At 38.4% G+C, this 15951-nt stretch carries 15 protein-coding genes; 12 read left to right on the top strand and 3 right to left on the bottom strand.

Annotated elements, in window-relative coordinates; all coding sequences use genetic code 11:
- Positions 1–3: 3 nt before the first annotated feature.
- Positions 4–618 (bottom strand): HD domain-containing protein, encoded by a 615-nt coding sequence (locus ACKTS5_RS09540; protein ID WP_408043641.1) that lies wholly within the window; start codon positions 616–618, stop codon positions 4–6.
- A 139-nt stretch (positions 619–757) separates the two neighbouring features.
- Between ACKTS5_RS09540 and ACKTS5_RS09545 the strand changes: the two genes are divergently transcribed.
- The gene (locus tag ACKTS5_RS09545; protein ID WP_408043642.1) at positions 758–2140 is read left to right on the top strand and encodes an RtcB family protein; all 1383 of its coding nucleotides are present in this window, start codon (positions 758–760) and stop codon (positions 2138–2140) included.
- Between the two features lie 50 nt (positions 2141–2190).
- Here the strand turns inward: ACKTS5_RS09545 and ACKTS5_RS09550 are convergent, their stop codons facing one another.
- Positions 2191–2655, bottom strand: a complete 465-nt coding sequence (locus ACKTS5_RS09550) for a hypothetical protein (RefSeq protein ID WP_408043643.1) — start codon at positions 2653–2655, stop codon at positions 2191–2193.
- A gap of 146 nt (positions 2656–2801) precedes the next feature.
- Positions 2802–3767, bottom strand: coding sequence for a LysR family transcriptional regulator (locus ACKTS5_RS09555; protein WP_408043644.1), 966 nt, complete (start codon positions 3765–3767; stop codon positions 2802–2804).
- A 95-nt stretch (positions 3768–3862) separates the two neighbouring features.
- Here ACKTS5_RS09555 and ACKTS5_RS09560 point away from each other — a divergent pair, with 95 nt between their 5' ends.
- The 11 genes from ACKTS5_RS09560 to ACKTS5_RS09610 all read left to right on the top strand — a co-directional run bounded on the left by ACKTS5_RS09560 (position 3863) and on the right by ACKTS5_RS09610 (position 15911).
- Positions 3863–4285 (top strand): OsmC family protein, encoded by a 423-nt coding sequence (locus ACKTS5_RS09560; protein ID WP_408043645.1) that lies wholly within the window; start codon positions 3863–3865, stop codon positions 4283–4285.
- Positions 4286–4668: 383 nt separating this feature from the next.
- Positions 4669–4917 (top strand): hypothetical protein, encoded by a 249-nt coding sequence (locus ACKTS5_RS09565; protein WP_408043646.1) that lies wholly within the window; start codon positions 4669–4671, stop codon positions 4915–4917.
- Between the two features lie 453 nt (positions 4918–5370).
- Positions 5371–6303: an FHA domain-containing protein gene (locus tag ACKTS5_RS09570; RefSeq protein ID WP_408043647.1), complete on the top strand. Its 933-nt coding sequence runs from the start codon at positions 5371–5373 to the stop codon at positions 6301–6303.
- A 41-nt stretch (positions 6304–6344) separates the two neighbouring features.
- The gene (locus ACKTS5_RS09575) at positions 6345–10280 is read left to right on the top strand and encodes a protein kinase domain-containing protein (RefSeq protein WP_408043648.1); all 3936 of its coding nucleotides are present in this window, start codon (positions 6345–6347) and stop codon (positions 10278–10280) included.
- 41 nt (positions 10281–10321) lie between these two features.
- The gene (locus ACKTS5_RS09580) at positions 10322–10822 is read left to right on the top strand and encodes a hypothetical protein (protein WP_408043649.1); all 501 of its coding nucleotides are present in this window, start codon (positions 10322–10324) and stop codon (positions 10820–10822) included.
- A complete protein-coding gene (locus tag ACKTS5_RS09585; RefSeq protein WP_408043650.1) occupies positions 10822–11808 on the top strand; it encodes a hypothetical protein in 987 nt (328 codons plus the stop codon). The genes ACKTS5_RS09580 and ACKTS5_RS09585 overlap by 1 nt, the downstream gene beginning before the upstream one ends.
- The gene (locus ACKTS5_RS09590) at positions 11786–13465 is read left to right on the top strand and encodes an FG-GAP repeat domain-containing protein (protein ID WP_408043651.1); all 1680 of its coding nucleotides are present in this window, start codon (positions 11786–11788) and stop codon (positions 13463–13465) included. Before ACKTS5_RS09585 ends, ACKTS5_RS09590 begins: the two co-directional genes overlap by 23 nt.
- 414 nt (positions 13466–13879) lie before the next feature.
- Positions 13880–14344 (top strand): DUF1842 domain-containing protein, encoded by a 465-nt coding sequence (locus ACKTS5_RS09595; protein ID WP_408043652.1) that lies wholly within the window; start codon positions 13880–13882, stop codon positions 14342–14344.
- Between the two features lie 18 nt (positions 14345–14362).
- Positions 14363–14839, top strand: coding sequence for a hypothetical protein (locus ACKTS5_RS09600; RefSeq protein ID WP_408043653.1), 477 nt, complete (start codon positions 14363–14365; stop codon positions 14837–14839).
- 138 nt (positions 14840–14977) lie between these two features.
- Positions 14978–15460 (top strand): cupin domain-containing protein, encoded by a 483-nt coding sequence (locus ACKTS5_RS09605; RefSeq protein ID WP_408043654.1) that lies wholly within the window; start codon positions 14978–14980, stop codon positions 15458–15460.
- 160 nt (positions 15461–15620) lie between these two features.
- The gene (locus ACKTS5_RS09610; protein ID WP_408043655.1) at positions 15621–15911 is read left to right on the top strand and encodes a hypothetical protein; all 291 of its coding nucleotides are present in this window, start codon (positions 15621–15623) and stop codon (positions 15909–15911) included.
- Positions 15912–15951: the final 40 nt, after the last annotated feature.

Raw genomic sequence — 15951 nt, forward strand, 5'->3', positions numbered from 1 at the left:
GCACTATAGATTTTTTAATTCATGTGCGATGTTAGCACGTGCCTGTACTTCAAATTCGTTTCTAAACTCAGCTGTTTGATACAAAAAAGACCTGTCTAAAAAACGCTGTAATACCGCCTTTCTATTTCTATTAAAGAGTACTTGTGGTACCCATTCGTATTCTTCGCGAAGTTTTTCAACATAGTTATCATAAATGGCTTCCGATTGTCCTAGTATGGCCAAATCAAAATCGATAAAATACGGTATATCATGGCCTGATCCTTCGTGTTTCTTGGTCGCTAGGATCATTTCGGTTACCAAGCTAATTAAGTGCTTCGGAACGTTTATTTTGGTAAGTGCTTTTTTTGCCAACTTAGCACTGAGTTCTTCATTTTTTTTAGAGGTTAACTTATAGACACTATCGTGATAAAATACAGCAAAAGAAACAGCCTCTACGCTTGCTAGTTGATGCTTGTATTGATCTACATATCGAAATAATTCTTGTAGATGACGCATATTGTGGTAGGTTCTGTGTGACTCGTGATGAGCGTTGTATAGTTCGTTCCACAAAACTTTAACCTGCCTAGAATCTTGTGTATATTCTTTGGCCAATTGATTAAATCGATGTTCTAAATCCATGCTAATAGGTTTTCGGTAAAAATGGAAAAAATTTTCGAATACGCAAAAAGAATGCGCATAACTACTTCAAATTTGTAATCTCAAAAATAAAATATAACCAATTTTGTTAATTTATTAGAAAATTAAAATTTTTAAAAAAATGGAAAAGATAACCGCTAAACAACTAATAGCAATGGGATTTAAGTCAGGAAAATGGATACCTGAGGCCGTTGAGTATATCAACACGAATCATTTGAATGAAAGGGAATGCCTTCAGTATTTAGAACAATTTAGACCTAAAAAAACTATAAAATTGCATGAAAGCCCTCCTGATTTTAAGGTAAATATTCGTGCAGAAACCGTGTTGGAAGAAGAAAATGTGGCAAGCGTCCTGGAAAGCATGAAAGAATTGATGAAAACGCCTACGCTCGTGAATGGAGGAGTGATGCCAGATTCTTGTCCAACAGGACCGAAAGGAATTATTCCTGTGGGAGGGGTGGCCGTTGCGAAAAATGCGATTCACCCTGGAATGCACAGTGCCGATATTTGTTGCTCTGTAATGCTTACAGATTTTGGTAAGGTAGCTCCCAAAGAAGTATTGGATGCCGCCCATAGCATTACTCATTTTGGATATGGAGGAAGGTCGCGAGAAGATCAATTTAGGCTTCCGGCAAATTTACTTCAAGAAATCGAAGGAAATTTCTATCTAAACTCCAAAAAAAGTATTGCTGCAGCCCGTGCTCAATTAGGTACCCAAGGCGATGGGAATCATTTTTTATTTGTAGGTACCTCTAAGAATACTGGAAATACGATGATGGTCACACATCACGGAAGTAGAGGATTTGGTGCAGGACTGTACAAACAAGGAATGCGTGTTGCCGAACGATTTAGAAAAGAATTGTCTCCTGATACGCTGAAACAAAATGCATGGATTCCTTTTGATACGGAAGAGGGTACTCGGTATTGGGAGGCCTTACAAATAATTAGGAAGTGGACTAAATTGAATCACGAAGTATTGCACGATGCCACCTTGGAAAAACTTGGAATTCAACAATGCGATAGGTATTGGAATGAACATAATTTTGTTTTTAAACAGGAAGATTTATTTTACCACGCAAAAGGGGCTACTCCTTTGGCTGCTCAATTTATGCCGGATGTTTCTGGACCGCGATTGATTCCACTAAATATGAGTGAACCAGTTCTTATAGTCCAAGGAGAAACTACGGCATCCAATCTCGGTTTTGCCCCTCATGGAGCTGGACGCAACATCAGTAGAACGGCGCACCGTAAAATCAAAGAAGGTCGATCTATGGAGGCAATCTTTCAAGAAGAAACCGCCGGTTTGGACGTTCGTTTCTATTCGGGTGAAATTGATATAACAGAACTTCCTTCGGCCTACAAAAATGCCGACACCGTACGTAGACAAATGGAAGAATTTGGATTAGGAGAAGTTATTGACGAGGTACTGCCTTACGGATGTATTATGGCCGGAGCCATACAAAATAACGCTCCTGGGAATCGTAAACGAAGAAAGAAGAGCTAGACAACTAAAGAAGTTTTACACAGGTAAAACTTCTTTATAATTTGGGGGACTTACATAAGGTAAAACGAACGGTTTTGAGGTGCGTACACCAATGTTCCACGGAAGCGTAGATTTGAATTGTTTTTAAGAAAATCATTGATTACATCCGCACAAGACCACTTTCCATTGCAGGTTTTCCCTATGGATCCACGTATAGTACCCGAAATGTTTAGGTAAATTTCATAAGAATCATCACGGTGCCTAGCAGCGACCTCTTCCTGACTTTCCAACAGAAAAAAATCAGGAGCTTTTTCTTCAAACTCTAATAATCGTATTTTTTGGGTAACGGAATCGAAGTGATACGAAATATAATACACGTGTTCTGTGTTTATTTGAACCTCCTTTTCTGTAATTTTTTGAAAAAAATCACGTGTGGTCAATTCTCTATTTTGCAGCAGCTCAAAATCATTATTTGTAGTACATGAAAACAAGCACAAACTTATCATTATGAGACAAAGGTAGTATATCGGTTTCATAAGAGCGGTATTAATTGGATACTACCAAAATACGTGAAATACCGCTATTAAAAAATACGGTAAAGCCCTATGCTTGCCGTCGATAATTCCCCTAATACCTATACCTAAAACCCCTACAAATGGTAACAGTTTCAACCTAATAAAACTCATAGTTCTTTTGTTTTTTGTCTAAAATAAGGGGCATCATCCCAGCGAATTTTCGTGAAGGTCGTTCCTTGGCGCAAAGAGGGAGGTAAGGCGTTCCAAATACTCTCTTTCATTTTTTCAAGAGCAGCTGTTTTGGTAAAATTTTTAGAAACCACCAAACTAATTTCTCTCACCGGACGCGGTTCTGGAAACCGAAGTAGATAAGCATCATTGGTCTCATGAATGGTAGCCAAACTAGGTATAAAGGCAAAGCCTGCTTTAGCTCTTACCAAGTTTTTTAAGGTAGTGATGGAACTGACTCCAAAGTGAAAAGATCGCTCTTGTGTTACCGGACTTTTCAGATCACAAATAGCTAACAACTGAGAATTATAACAATACTCTTCTTGTAATAATAACAAATTCTCTAAATCCAACATGTCGACCTGAATGTTTGTTGCTGAGGGTTTTAATGTAGGATGAAAATACCCTATGAACTCTTCGTAAAACACAGGGAATTCACGTAAGCGATCTCGTCCGGTAGGAGTTGCCATTAAGGCGATGTCTAGGGTTCCTTGTTGTAAGGAGTTGATTAAATCGACAGTAGATTTTTCTACAATTTCAAAGCGAATTGCTGGGAGTGCTGTGCGCAGTGGTTCCATGATTATAGGAATCAAATAAGGAGCCAAAGTGCTGACAATCCCTAGTTTTAAGCTCCCTGCGAGTTCGTTCTTACTATCGACAATAAAATTGCGAATGGCATCTACATCCTCTAAAATAACACGAGCTTTATCAATGATTTCTTTTCCTTTACCTGTTGGAGAGAGGGGAGTAGTACTACGATTAAATATTTGGATTCCTATGGCTTCTTCTAATTTTTTTAGCTGTATGGTTAATCCGGGTTGCGAAACTGCACAACGCTCGGCTGCTCGTCCAAAGTGCCGTTCGTCATCCAAAGCGACGATATACCTAAGTTGCTGAAGTGTCATGATAAATAATTTTAATCAAAGATAAAAATTATTAATTTGATTTATATGCGCTGCTACCGCTACTTTTACCACCATAACAATTAAAATTTATACATATGAAATTTACAAGACAAGCTACAGCAACATGGAAAGGAACTGGGATGGAAGGAACTGGAGTACTTTCAACACAGAGTGCAGTACTCAACAATACGGCCTACTCTTTTCATACGCGTTTTAAAGATGAAAAGGGGACGAACCCGGAAGAGCTTATTGGGGCGGCTCATGCTGGCTGCTTTGCCATGCAATTAAGTTTTTTAATCACGGAAACGGGAAGGACGCCCAAAGAGTTAACTACTAGGGCTAAGGTCTACTTTGAAGACGGAAGCATTACGCGCATCACCTTGTACCTCAACGGGGAAGTGCCTGGAATGTCAGAAAAGGATTTTAGAGAGCTCGCACAAAAAGCGAAGGAAATATGCCCAGTATCAAAACTATTAAACACTCTGATTGAACTTGAAATTACCTATGTTACCGCTTAAATATTTATGACGAATACAAAATTACCCTAAAAAGGAACTAGCAGCCTGATTGGGGTATATTTTTTTAACTATTTACAGGTTTTTCAGTTAATTAAATCAGTACATGTATAGTTATTGAACACCGGATAAAGGCAATATGGTTGCTCCCTAATAGCAATGTATCAGAGACTTGAAAAGAACGATAATTTAACTTTATGAAAGATGAAAATAAGACGTTATACCATTCAGATTTTGAGAATTTATGAAAAAAATTAAGGTAGTAGTTTATCGTTTGCAACGTTGATATTCCCGTTTATTCCGTAAACAAGCAATGCCTTTCCAAACATCATTTTCCTTATTAAAAAACGTTTTACCTTTTTATTGTGCTATAAAAACAAATTATTATGATACAATTAATTAAGAGCTTCGAAACCTTTGTCAATGATGTTCCAGAACTAGTTAAAAACTCCAATTACAAAACGAAATATTTTATTCAACGATTACACATTTCCAAGCCTACCTTTTACAGAAAATTAAAAGACAATAGCTTTACTGTTGAGGAATTGGTGTTACTTGGTGAATTACTGTTTCCAGAAGAATACTATGATTGGCAATTAAAAAATAAATTAAAATTACACAATCAGGATTCCTAAATGATTCATTTCTAGGGATACCTATGCTGGCAATCCTATACTGGGGCAATTTGTTAAATACGAACCTTATTTTTTTCTAAAAAGCTGTGAAATTAGGACATTATGTATTTTTTATTTTGATGCCTATTGAGAATAGCATCATCAGTACGCTACAAAAGTTGTTCCTCTACGAAATTTTGATATTGACCGAGTGCTTACTACCATTTAACGAATATTCAAGATTCAAGTAATGCTTTCTCGCTACTTTTGGATAAAACTAAAAGAAAGTAAGTAAAACCCAAACAGTAAATAATATAACTTGTCAAGTATTTAGAGTCCTCCCTTTTTTGAGCTTCGTTTTACGAAGCTCATTTTTTTTGAAATTTTCAATCAAATTCGTTCAGTTAGTATTTCCAAAAGATTTTCTTTTTTATTATATTTGGTTAATAACCAATCTTTTAAAACGTCCCCCACATGGCGCTAGTTCAAAATCAACAACTCAATAGGGTGGTTGTACTTCACAGTCAACACACCATTGGAAGAGATAAAAACAATACGAGTGTATTTACACAAAGTGATATTTCAAGAAAGCACGCAATCATTTTTTGGGAAAATAATCATTGGCAATTAACAGACTTGAGTAGCAATGGTACTAAAGTAAATGGTAAGTTGCTACACAGAGCGACCTATACGCTAAAGATGAACGACGAAATTCAGTTTTCTTCGAAGTCCAATGATGTTTGGACAGTAAGCAATTTAGATGCGCCACAATGCTATTTTAAAGAACTTGATGGAAGCTCGACCCTTTGGATTCACCCCGATGGAGAACTCTTGGAATTAGGAGCACAAACCTATGCGGTTTTTAAAAACCTAGAGCAGTTGTGGGTATTGGATAACGGTAGTGAAGAAGTTGTTCTGGAAGAAGGAATTGCTTATACGTTAAACGGTAAAAAGTTCACCTTTACTATAAACGAGGCCATGGAAAATACGCTTTTAACGGCCGATATCACAAAAAATGCATGCTTCAAATTGTTTTTGAGTTTTGACGAAGAACAAATCATCTCAAAAATTGCCATCAATGATTTAGAACTGGATTTAGGAAATCGTGTATTTAACCACTTGTTATTGTATTTAATACGAGAAAAACAAAAGGATTTGAGTTTTGGAGTAACTGATACTTCTTGTGGATGGGTATACATGGATGATTTGAACAAAGCCATGAGTAAAGAATTGCTCAAAGAAGTGGATGCTTATTATATCAATACCTTGATTCATCGCTTGAGAAAATTTTTGATGAAACTAAAGCCCTATGGTTTTTTATTCGCTAACATCATAGAACGTAAAAAAGGGCAACTGCGATTCGGACTGTCTAAGTTTGAAATCAACAAAGAAAGAGCCTTGGCATAAGCCCAGACTTTACTACGCTCACTAATTTAACCTACACTACTATGAATGCGGAACTCAAGTTAGCGCATGGTTTTGAAGGAACCTTGCAAAACTACACCATCATTGAACAACTCGGCGAAGGTGGCTACGGTACGGTTTACAAAGCCATACAATTATCAACAGGGCAATTTGTAGCCATAAAAACAGTCAAGTTTAATAGCGATACGAACGCTATTGACCGACAACGAAAGATCGCTCGATTTAGTAGAGAGACTGAAATTTGCGCTGCATTTAACCATCCTAATATCGTTAAACTTTTAGATAAAGGTTTATTGTCTAACCAAATACCTTATGCTGTTTTTGAGTATGTTGAAGGAGAGAGTTTAAAAGAGCACCTCGTAAAAAATGGCGCTATTACTCCTGAAAACATGGCTATTATTATGCTTCAAGTGTTAGAGGCCTTGAGCTGTGCTCATGCTAAGGGAATTGTTCATCGCGATTTAAAGCCTGCCAACATTATGGTTCGTAAACTGGCTTCTCAATGGCATGTTAAAGTCCTTGATTTTGGTATTGGCGCGTTTTTAGAAGACGCCGTTTTTCCCGGTAATAAGGAGTTAACAATGACACAGGATGTTTTAGGAACTCCTAAGTACAGTGCTCCCGAACAATTGAGAGGTGAACCCGTAACCGCTAAATCGGATTGCTATGCTTGGGGCTTAATTACCATCGAGTGTCTTACAGGTAATCCGGTGTATAATTTCACCTCCATTGCAGAAATATTTCAACAGCAATTGGCCGATGAAATGATTCCTCTACCAACATTTTTGCTAGGCCACGATTTGGGAAGTCTGCTAAGGAGAGTACTAGCAAAAAGTCCATTAAAAAGACCGGCAAATGTCAATGAAATAATACGAGAATTCAATGCCTTAAATTTTTCCAGCATTATTAGACAACCCGCAGGCAAAAAGAGTCAATTTTCGGCTGAAGAAACTGCTGTTACGGAGCATTCTAATTGGTCGCATAGTGACAGTTTTAGAAAGCAATTAACGGTTTTGTCCCTGCAGTTGGATTTGATTACACCACAAGATACTCCCAGTGATATTGAAGTGATTGAAACCGTTCTCAAAGATCAATTGAACCTATGTAAAGACACGGCATCCCGTTTTGGTGCTACCGCATCCAAAATGTACCTCAAGTATTTAACGGTATTTTTTGGTTATCCAGAATCGAGTGACACCGACAGTAGAAGGGCTGCTAGAGCCGCGCTGGAATTGGTATCGGAGGTTCGAAATAGATCACAAGTTTTAGAAAAGCGTTACGGTATCCGCTTGGAAATTCGAATTGCTTTGCATACTGGAGTGGCATTGATTAAACGAAATAGATTGCCAGAGGGGATGGTCGCATCAGAGGCATTTTCAACGCTTTTACAAACAACAGCCAATCGTATTTTTGTTACAAAGACCTGCCACAAACTGCTGGTTCCTTATTTACATTTTAAGGGCCCCTTAAAAGAAGGACCCGATCATTGTTATGAATTGCTCGGAGAAAAAGGCTTGGAAGCCTACGATCGTTTAAAGCCCAATGCAGGTTTAACTGCGTATTTTGGAAGAGAAGCCATTTTAAAGCGTCTTACAGCGAGCTGGCATGCCATTGCGGATAGCGCCAAGAGTTATTGGATTCAAGGACAAGCTGGAATTGGAAAATCACGGTTACTTTTTGAGATTGAGAAATCATTTATATCTCCGCGAGAACGCTATGTTCAATTCACCTGCTTACCGGAAAATAGTCATGTGGCATTGGCCCCGTTTTTATATTGGTTTAAACTATATTGGGGAATTCGAAAGGAAAATGAAGAAGCTGTAAATCATCAAATTATACAGGAGGTTCTCGAGAAACTTACTATAGATGTTACCCCGGCAACGATGGCTGTGCTGTGTTCGTGGCTGGGAGTGCAATTACTAGCTAAGGAGGCACCGAATTTACAGAGTGCCGAACAACAACGCATTTTAATGTATGAAGTATTGAGATTATCTATTTTTGAAACAGCGAAATCTGCTCAAATCCTTGCGATAGAAGATGCACATTGGATGGACACCATGAGTAAGGAGTTTTTAAATTACCTGCAGTCCAATGCTTTTCCTATTCCTACCTTGTTGTTAGTGAGTTCAAGGACCGAAAGAGACAAAAACATATTGACGGGAACTTGGGAAACAGCACTTCTGAATTCGTTAAGTGAACAGGAAACGGAAATTTTTGCGCAAGAGTTATTGTATCCGCATACTGCCAGTGCTGATGTACTCAGTTTAATTGCGCAAAAATCTGATGGAATCCCATTATTTATAGAAGAATTAACGACTGCTTTAAAGGAGCAGCGCAAGCTTCAATTAAACGAAGGTAAATTCATTTTGGCTAAAGAGGTTGATTTCTTGATTCCCTTAACCTTAAACGACTTGCTCAATGCGAAATTGGAAGGATTGGGGCCTATAAAAGAAACAGCCCAACTCGCTGCTGGAATAGGAAGAGCCTTTAGTTTAAAAGTACTTCAGACAGCCATGTTAAAAGATGCCAGTAGCGTTTTGAGTGATTTGAATGTCATGGAACAACAGCAATTGATTGTAAAGCAACGTTCTGTAAAAGGAACCAAATACCTGTTTAAGCATGCCTTAATTCAGGAAGCGGCCTATCAAATGATGTTGCCCTCTCAACAAAAAGAAGCGCACTGCGCTATTGCGGAGGCCTTGCTTACCATGGAGAATCACATGCACAAATTACACGTTATAGCACTGCATTTCGAACGTGGTGAACAGGATGAAAATGCCCATGAATATTGGTATCGTGCAGCATTGGACAACCGAGAACGATCGGCATCGTACAGTGACACGGTGTTTTTCCTGAATAAATCTCTTGCTTTGCTGCCTAAACTAGCGAATAAAAATAATTGGGTAGAACGAACGGTTGAAATTCACAGGTTGCTTGGTGATAGCCAGCTCTACACCAGTGGGTTTACTTCTAAAGAAGTAGAAGATAACTGCGAAAAAGCCTTTCAACTAGCGTTCGCCAACGACATAGATCCTGAATTGCGATACCAAGTTTTAAATAGTCGCTGTTTTAATAAAATCAACCGAGGAGATCTGCGAACCGCTAAACAAATTGTTGCCAAAATTGCTGAAATTTCTGAGGGAAAAGTCGGATTATCCAGTCGTGTAACTGCGCTGACCAACGAAGCCTATGTCGCTTATCTTGAAGCTGATTTTTATGAAGTGCTCAGGCTGGTGAAGGCTATTGATGGATTGATAGCTAGTAAACGTTTGGCGAGTTATGAAATGACCATTATTCACAATTGGATTGTGGTCAAATGCTTTGAATTTATCTCGAATACTGCTTTAGGGAATACAGCCTTGGCAGAACAACAAATTAAAGAGGTATTGACGTGTACGGAAGCGTTAGGTTTTAAAGATATGATTGCCGGTGTTCACGGGCAAATATCATCGGCGTATTTGCTGCTCCATTCTTTTTTAGCAACCGATACATACTATTTAGAAAGGGCTACTATTCACGTTGAGAAAGCTATAGAAATTGCAGATCAAAATGAATTGGCATTTATTAAATCGTTTGGCCTGCTCATGAAAGCGGGGATTGGTCTTTTGGATGGCACCTATACTTCTGAAAAAGAATTCATTGCTAAGTTTGAAACTTCGGGTTTGCTCGTTTTTAAAGAGTGGTACTATTTGTTCGTGATAACGTTTCACTATAAGAGGGGCGAACATATAAAAGCTCAGGAGCTCGTACATCAAGGAATCACTGCCGCAGAAACCAGTGGTATTCACTTTTCACTCGCTTATTACCATTTGTACAATGCCTTACTCAGCGAGGAGCTCGAAAGTTCAGAAGTCGAAGCGCTGTCATTATTGGCACTTGAATTCTCAGAAAGTAGAGGCTTAAAAACGATTTCAGATGCTATTCGACAAAAATATTACCCTAATATACCGACATCATAAAATCAAATACAATCTTAATAACTAACCTAAAACTAGAAACTATGTTAATACACTTAATCTCAGATTTGATGAAAAACAAAGAATTAAACGCTCAATTCCAAACAGATCCTGTGAGTGTTTTCAAAAAATATCAAATTGAGGCAAAAAACCAACTAAAAAAAGAGGGGATAGAGGGTATCTCTGAAGCAATTACCGAGGAAATTAAAAACTTCTTTTCTCATGAGACTCCCATCTATGGTTGGCCAGGTGGCATTATGGAAATTTCTTCGATTGAGCCGACACAGCGATCTGCAGGAGAAGCTATTGGAGAAGTTATAATTCACGGGCAATCTTTCAACGATATTGAAAATGAAAAAGAAGTCAGTATCGTTTTAATTTCGGGGGCTATGAAGCAATATATCGCAAAAGATTTCCAAATACTCTCTGAAGAAAAAATAGCTGCATCCTTTCCGTATTCAATACCTGCCGGAACCTATGTTTTAGCTATCATAAAAGAGGAAAGCGTATTAGCGAAGCTCCCCAATGCGTTAACAGTAGCATAATGGAGCACGGATTAGAAACTTTATTAGAATACTCCAAACCTTATCTAGGGAATTCACTAGTTTCAATAGAGCAATTGGGCTCTATTGAAACTTTGTGTTCTGGCTTGCCTGCTATTTTTCACAACTGTTATTTGGAACTTCGAGAAACAGAGGAGCGGGTTGATTTCATCGCGATGGCTCAAAAATGGAACGTCCAAAAATTTTTGAATACGACCACAACTTCTGCTGTCGAAAAATCGCGTATACTGAAAGCCTGGACGGCACAAATTCACCTGCCTATGGTAAGCTATGAATACGATATGATAGTCGGTCAATCAGTGAACCCCATGCTTATGTGGACCTTAGACGACGGCTATATAACACATCGGAAAAAGGCTACTACGAAAACCGACATATTAGACAAAATAGATCGTTGTTTTCGCTTAGAGCAAGTAACCTTTGATCGAAATACCATCACTGAATTGAATAATTTTGTCACAGCGCTCAAAGTACCGATTCGCTTATTACATTTCGTGAATTTACGTCAACGCGGTTTGGAAGCCTTTAGAATCGTTATTGGTTGTCAAGTCAGTACTTGTTTTGAAGTCCTAGAAATATTGAATTTAGATTTCAGCTTATTAGCGTTTAAAAAATTGCTCAACATCCTTCAGAAGTACCCATTGGGAGTTTCCTTACAACTCACATTTCCAAGACTAGAACGCAGGTCTTTTGGTATTGAAGTGTATTTTTCAAATCCACAGGCCTTTGAACAAAACAAGGTTCGTTTAGTACAATTTTTTACAGAGCTCGAACAAGCACAGCTTTTGAGTTCACATAAAACCAAAGCGCTCATTTCTTGGTTGGGAAAGACAGTTATTACTGATGAGATAACCCCTTATAAATTAGAAATTTTGAGAGACTTAACGATTAAATTCGTTTTTCACCGAGATCAGCCCATTGAAGTCAAATTTTACTTAGGAATTAATGCCACGTACAAACTTTTTTAGCAGCCAACTATTGCTATTGATTACAGCGTTGAGTATGTCATATTGCTCGACAAAAACAAGTTCACCCAGCACGAAAAACACTGCGTTGTACAATGAATTGCAAACCTTCGATTTTATTCAAAATGGAATGTACGCAACGGGAATTTCTTGCGCAGACCTCGACAGAAATAATTTTATGGATATTGTGAACAGCAATGGCAATGACATGGCGCCCAACCCCTTAACGTATTATCCCAATTGGGGATTAAGTACGGGGATACCGTACCCGTATATTCCCAATTATACACAACAAATTGGCTTTAATACCCGGTTGCAGCTAGGAGACCTGAACAACGATGGTTGGACAGATATCGTGATGGTAACGGTATTTGATAAGGAAGCTTTACATACAGCGGCTTTTAAACAGCAACACGACGTACATTACTTTGATATTCACAAACCGGGATCGCTTAAAATTTTTATGAACAACAAAGGGAGTATTCCGAATAGCGCTACCTATGAATTAACGATGACCAGTTTCCCTTTTGACATCGATTTAGGAGATGTCGATGCGGATGGCGATTTAGATTTATTAGTTGCTTATTTATGGCAAAAGGGAACTAACAACACCCCTGTGGGTGCCCGCGCTGAAATTTTTGAAAATAGGGCCGGAAAAATCACTCAAAATACACTTTGGAAGTCTAAAAATGTCTACCAAGCCTTGAGTACTTCGTTTGCGGATATCAATCAAGATGGCCTGTTAGATGTCGTTTTAGGTGTCAAAGCTTTTAAACGAGGAGACAATGGTATACATGCGTTTTTAGGTAAGACTAAAAACGATCATTTTACTATCGATACGCTACCTGAATGGAATTATGCTATCCAAAGCTCCTTAAGTGCTTTTAGTTTGAATATTGGCCTCTTAAGAGAAGGAGGGAGCCCACCTGAAAAAGAGGATGTTTTTTGTGTCGTTGGAGCACAATATATGGCAAATCAAAGCGTGACAAAACAGCTGCGTACTCCGGGAGTAAAGCATTTGGCAGCTACTCAAAATGAATCGGAAGATTTTTATGCCATTCGATTTTCTGACAGTACTTGTCTGTGGAAAACAGAGGCTAAAACTTTACAAGTTCGAGAACCTTCTTTTGCGGCCATTGGCGATGTGAATAACGACGGACTCGCTGATTTGGTATCGGGATTTTTTAAAACCGCAGATGGGTCATTGAATGAAGGAGGCCCATTTTTTGTTTTCAATGGGAGCCTGACACCGGAGCAGCAATACACTTTCAATGAGAGTTTCCGTTCCAAAACCTTGGGCGTTCACCAAGAAATATCTTTGAGTTATGCCGGAAATTGCGATCCAACAGAACAAACAATAGTTCAGGAAAAAGTTTTCGTGACAAAGGTCCAACAAAAGGGAACTACGATTAGTATTCCGTGCAATACTGTCATGGACATTGTAGGAGTAACACTCGAAGGTAATGAAGTATCAAGAGCGCAATTCAGTTGGTCTACGAACTCAAACCTGCTTACTTTATCAAAAAGTGCTGGTTGGACCACAGGGGCAGCACTTAAGATCCGATACCTCACCACGTTGAGAAAGGATATCTTTTTGTCGTATTGGAATGCAAATAAAGGGAATAGTATTTATTTCAGTTCTTTTCAAAAGCAGCCATAACTCAATACAACGCTTATACATTTTAAATTTTAATAGACCCTTTTTCTAGTGCTTTGTTACCCATGGTTAACTTTGAACAAATCGGGGCGCTTCCTGCTACTGTAAAGTTTAAACGTTGCGCGGTGCATCAACCTCACTTGGCACTGCACATGGCTGCAGAAAAATCAAAGGAATGATGCTGTTCGGTTTGCAGTTATTTGGCGGACAAAGCGAGGGAAATTACTATACTACCACCTAGAAAGAATCAAATTGATGATATAATGTGATATATTTTTTTGACTCTATTTTTCCGAATTTTATACTAGTAATGTTTCAAATGTGAGGCCTCAATGAAACGTATAATTTATAAACAAGCATAAGAAATTGAAATCGATGACTTATTGCTTGTACTAACCAAGCTAAAAATTAATAATCATGGCTACACAAAAACCAATAATTCATGCCAAGTACTTTATTGGCGTTAAAAACCTAGCAGGGGGTGTTTCTCTTACCGCAGATTTAGTAATTCATTTGGATGATAACTCAGTAACGGGATACAGTCAAGTAACACAAGCTACTCATCCGATGTTAGATGTAAAAAGTAGAATTTCAGGAGAGTTTAGCAGAGTCGATATCAAAGATGAAAATATCGTGATCATTACAGCAACAGGCTATCCGTATTTTAACTGGCCTCCTGGTTTTGGTCCTGGTCCAGCAGTGCAGCCAAATCTTCGACTAAAAATGATTTTGGACAAGAGTGCACAAGTGGGGGTAGCAACCTTCTCTTACCTTGACAATCGTTCGGAAGTATATAAATGGGAAACTCAAAAAGATGTTCCTGTTCATTTAGAGAAAGTTGCACAACAGCTCGAACAAGAGGAAGCCGTAAATCAAGCATAAACTTTAAAAATAACTATTATGACAAATACAGAAGTATACAAAGAGCATGGAATAGGAACCGACAGTGAGGTTTTTGCTCCATTAATGGACGAAGTGTTTAGTTCGAAATCAAGAGTGTTTAAAACTATTGAAGATATTGATCAGGTAAAAAGAACATCAGGAGCTACCAACGAAACTTGGTTGGTTTTCACGAGTAAAGTGACCTGGCCAGGACCGCAGTATCATTTACAAGGAGGGCCTCAAGAAATTCCTGCAAGAGTAGGGATTAGAGGGATTCCAATCGATAAAATTAAGGTGGATATCACAGAAGCCTTTGAATTAGCAGCCAATGTAATGCACAGAACAAACTGTGGAGATACCTTTGTTGGAACTATCGATTTATTTTGGCCTTTAACTGCACCAGGATTGAATCCTGAGCCTAGTTATGTTTTTACTACCAATTGTAATAATACGATCACAGTAGGAGCCTTTACAGGAAATGTACATTTTAACTAATTATTGCAACGGTAACTCCCGAAAGGGGCAATAATAGCGCACCCTCCTCAGCTACAACTGAGGAGGGTATTTGATGTACACAACTACTTTTGTTAGTTCTTTTTCCGTAATACACTCGCAAACTTTAAACCTAATCACATGGACACTGTCTTTAGAGAAGTGAAAATAGAAGCCTTTCCGTATTTGGCACCTTTGACAGGTAAAATTCCGGGAACAAATCCAATCCGTCTACAAACCAATACTTTTGGCTACCCGACAGGGATGCAACGAATAAGTATTCCTCCTGGTTACTTGGTAACACCTCATTTTCATCCCGATTCGAATGAAACTACCTTATGTCTTCAAGGTAGGGGAAAAGTAGGGCTGCTATTGCCAGATAAAAATTCGATTGGCGGCCATTTTGAAGAGCGTTGTTTTCAAACAGATGATGTAGTTTTTTTACCTCAAGGATTTCCTCACTATTTCATAAATACTGGCGAAGAAGCATTAGTGTTACTGGCAACCTTTGATAATTTTCAGTTTAATACCATAAACTTTACGGATCTCTTAGCTCAATTTCCCAGACAGGTACTTTCTGCAGTACATAGCAATGCGAATAACAAATCGATAATTGCGTATTAAAGGGGATAGTACAAAAGGCTACATCGTGATTATGACATATGATGATATATTTTTTTCGATAGATAATTGACAACTTTGCTTTGGTTATTACGCTGCTTTGCCAAGCGAAACAGTGCTGTTGTAACCAATCAAATTACTAACCAATAAAACTCAATAGCATATGGGTGCATGTTCAAAACAAATCTTTAACAATGTTTCAGAAGCCTCTTGGGATCAGCTAAAAACCGCTGTGAAAAACCAATTGGGAATTGTCATTACTAGCGATAGTGGTAGCGACTCAAAAGACGACTTCACTATTTCATGGAATTACGCTGCAAATCAGCACGAACTGGCTATTCAATGTACAGATTCTCCTTGGTACGTGCCCTGTTCTCTCATCAACGGAAAAATCCACGATCTCGTCGAGGGCATTTTACACGGAGCCTCTAAGGAGTTGACAGCAATGCTTTAAGTACAATTTCACTTTTCTCAATCATTAAACTAAGTACACT

The sequence above is a fragment of the Tenacibaculum litopenaei genome, assembly GCF_964514025.1.
Taxonomy (GTDB): domain Bacteria; phylum Bacteroidota; class Bacteroidia; order Flavobacteriales; family Flavobacteriaceae; genus Polaribacter; species Polaribacter litopenaei.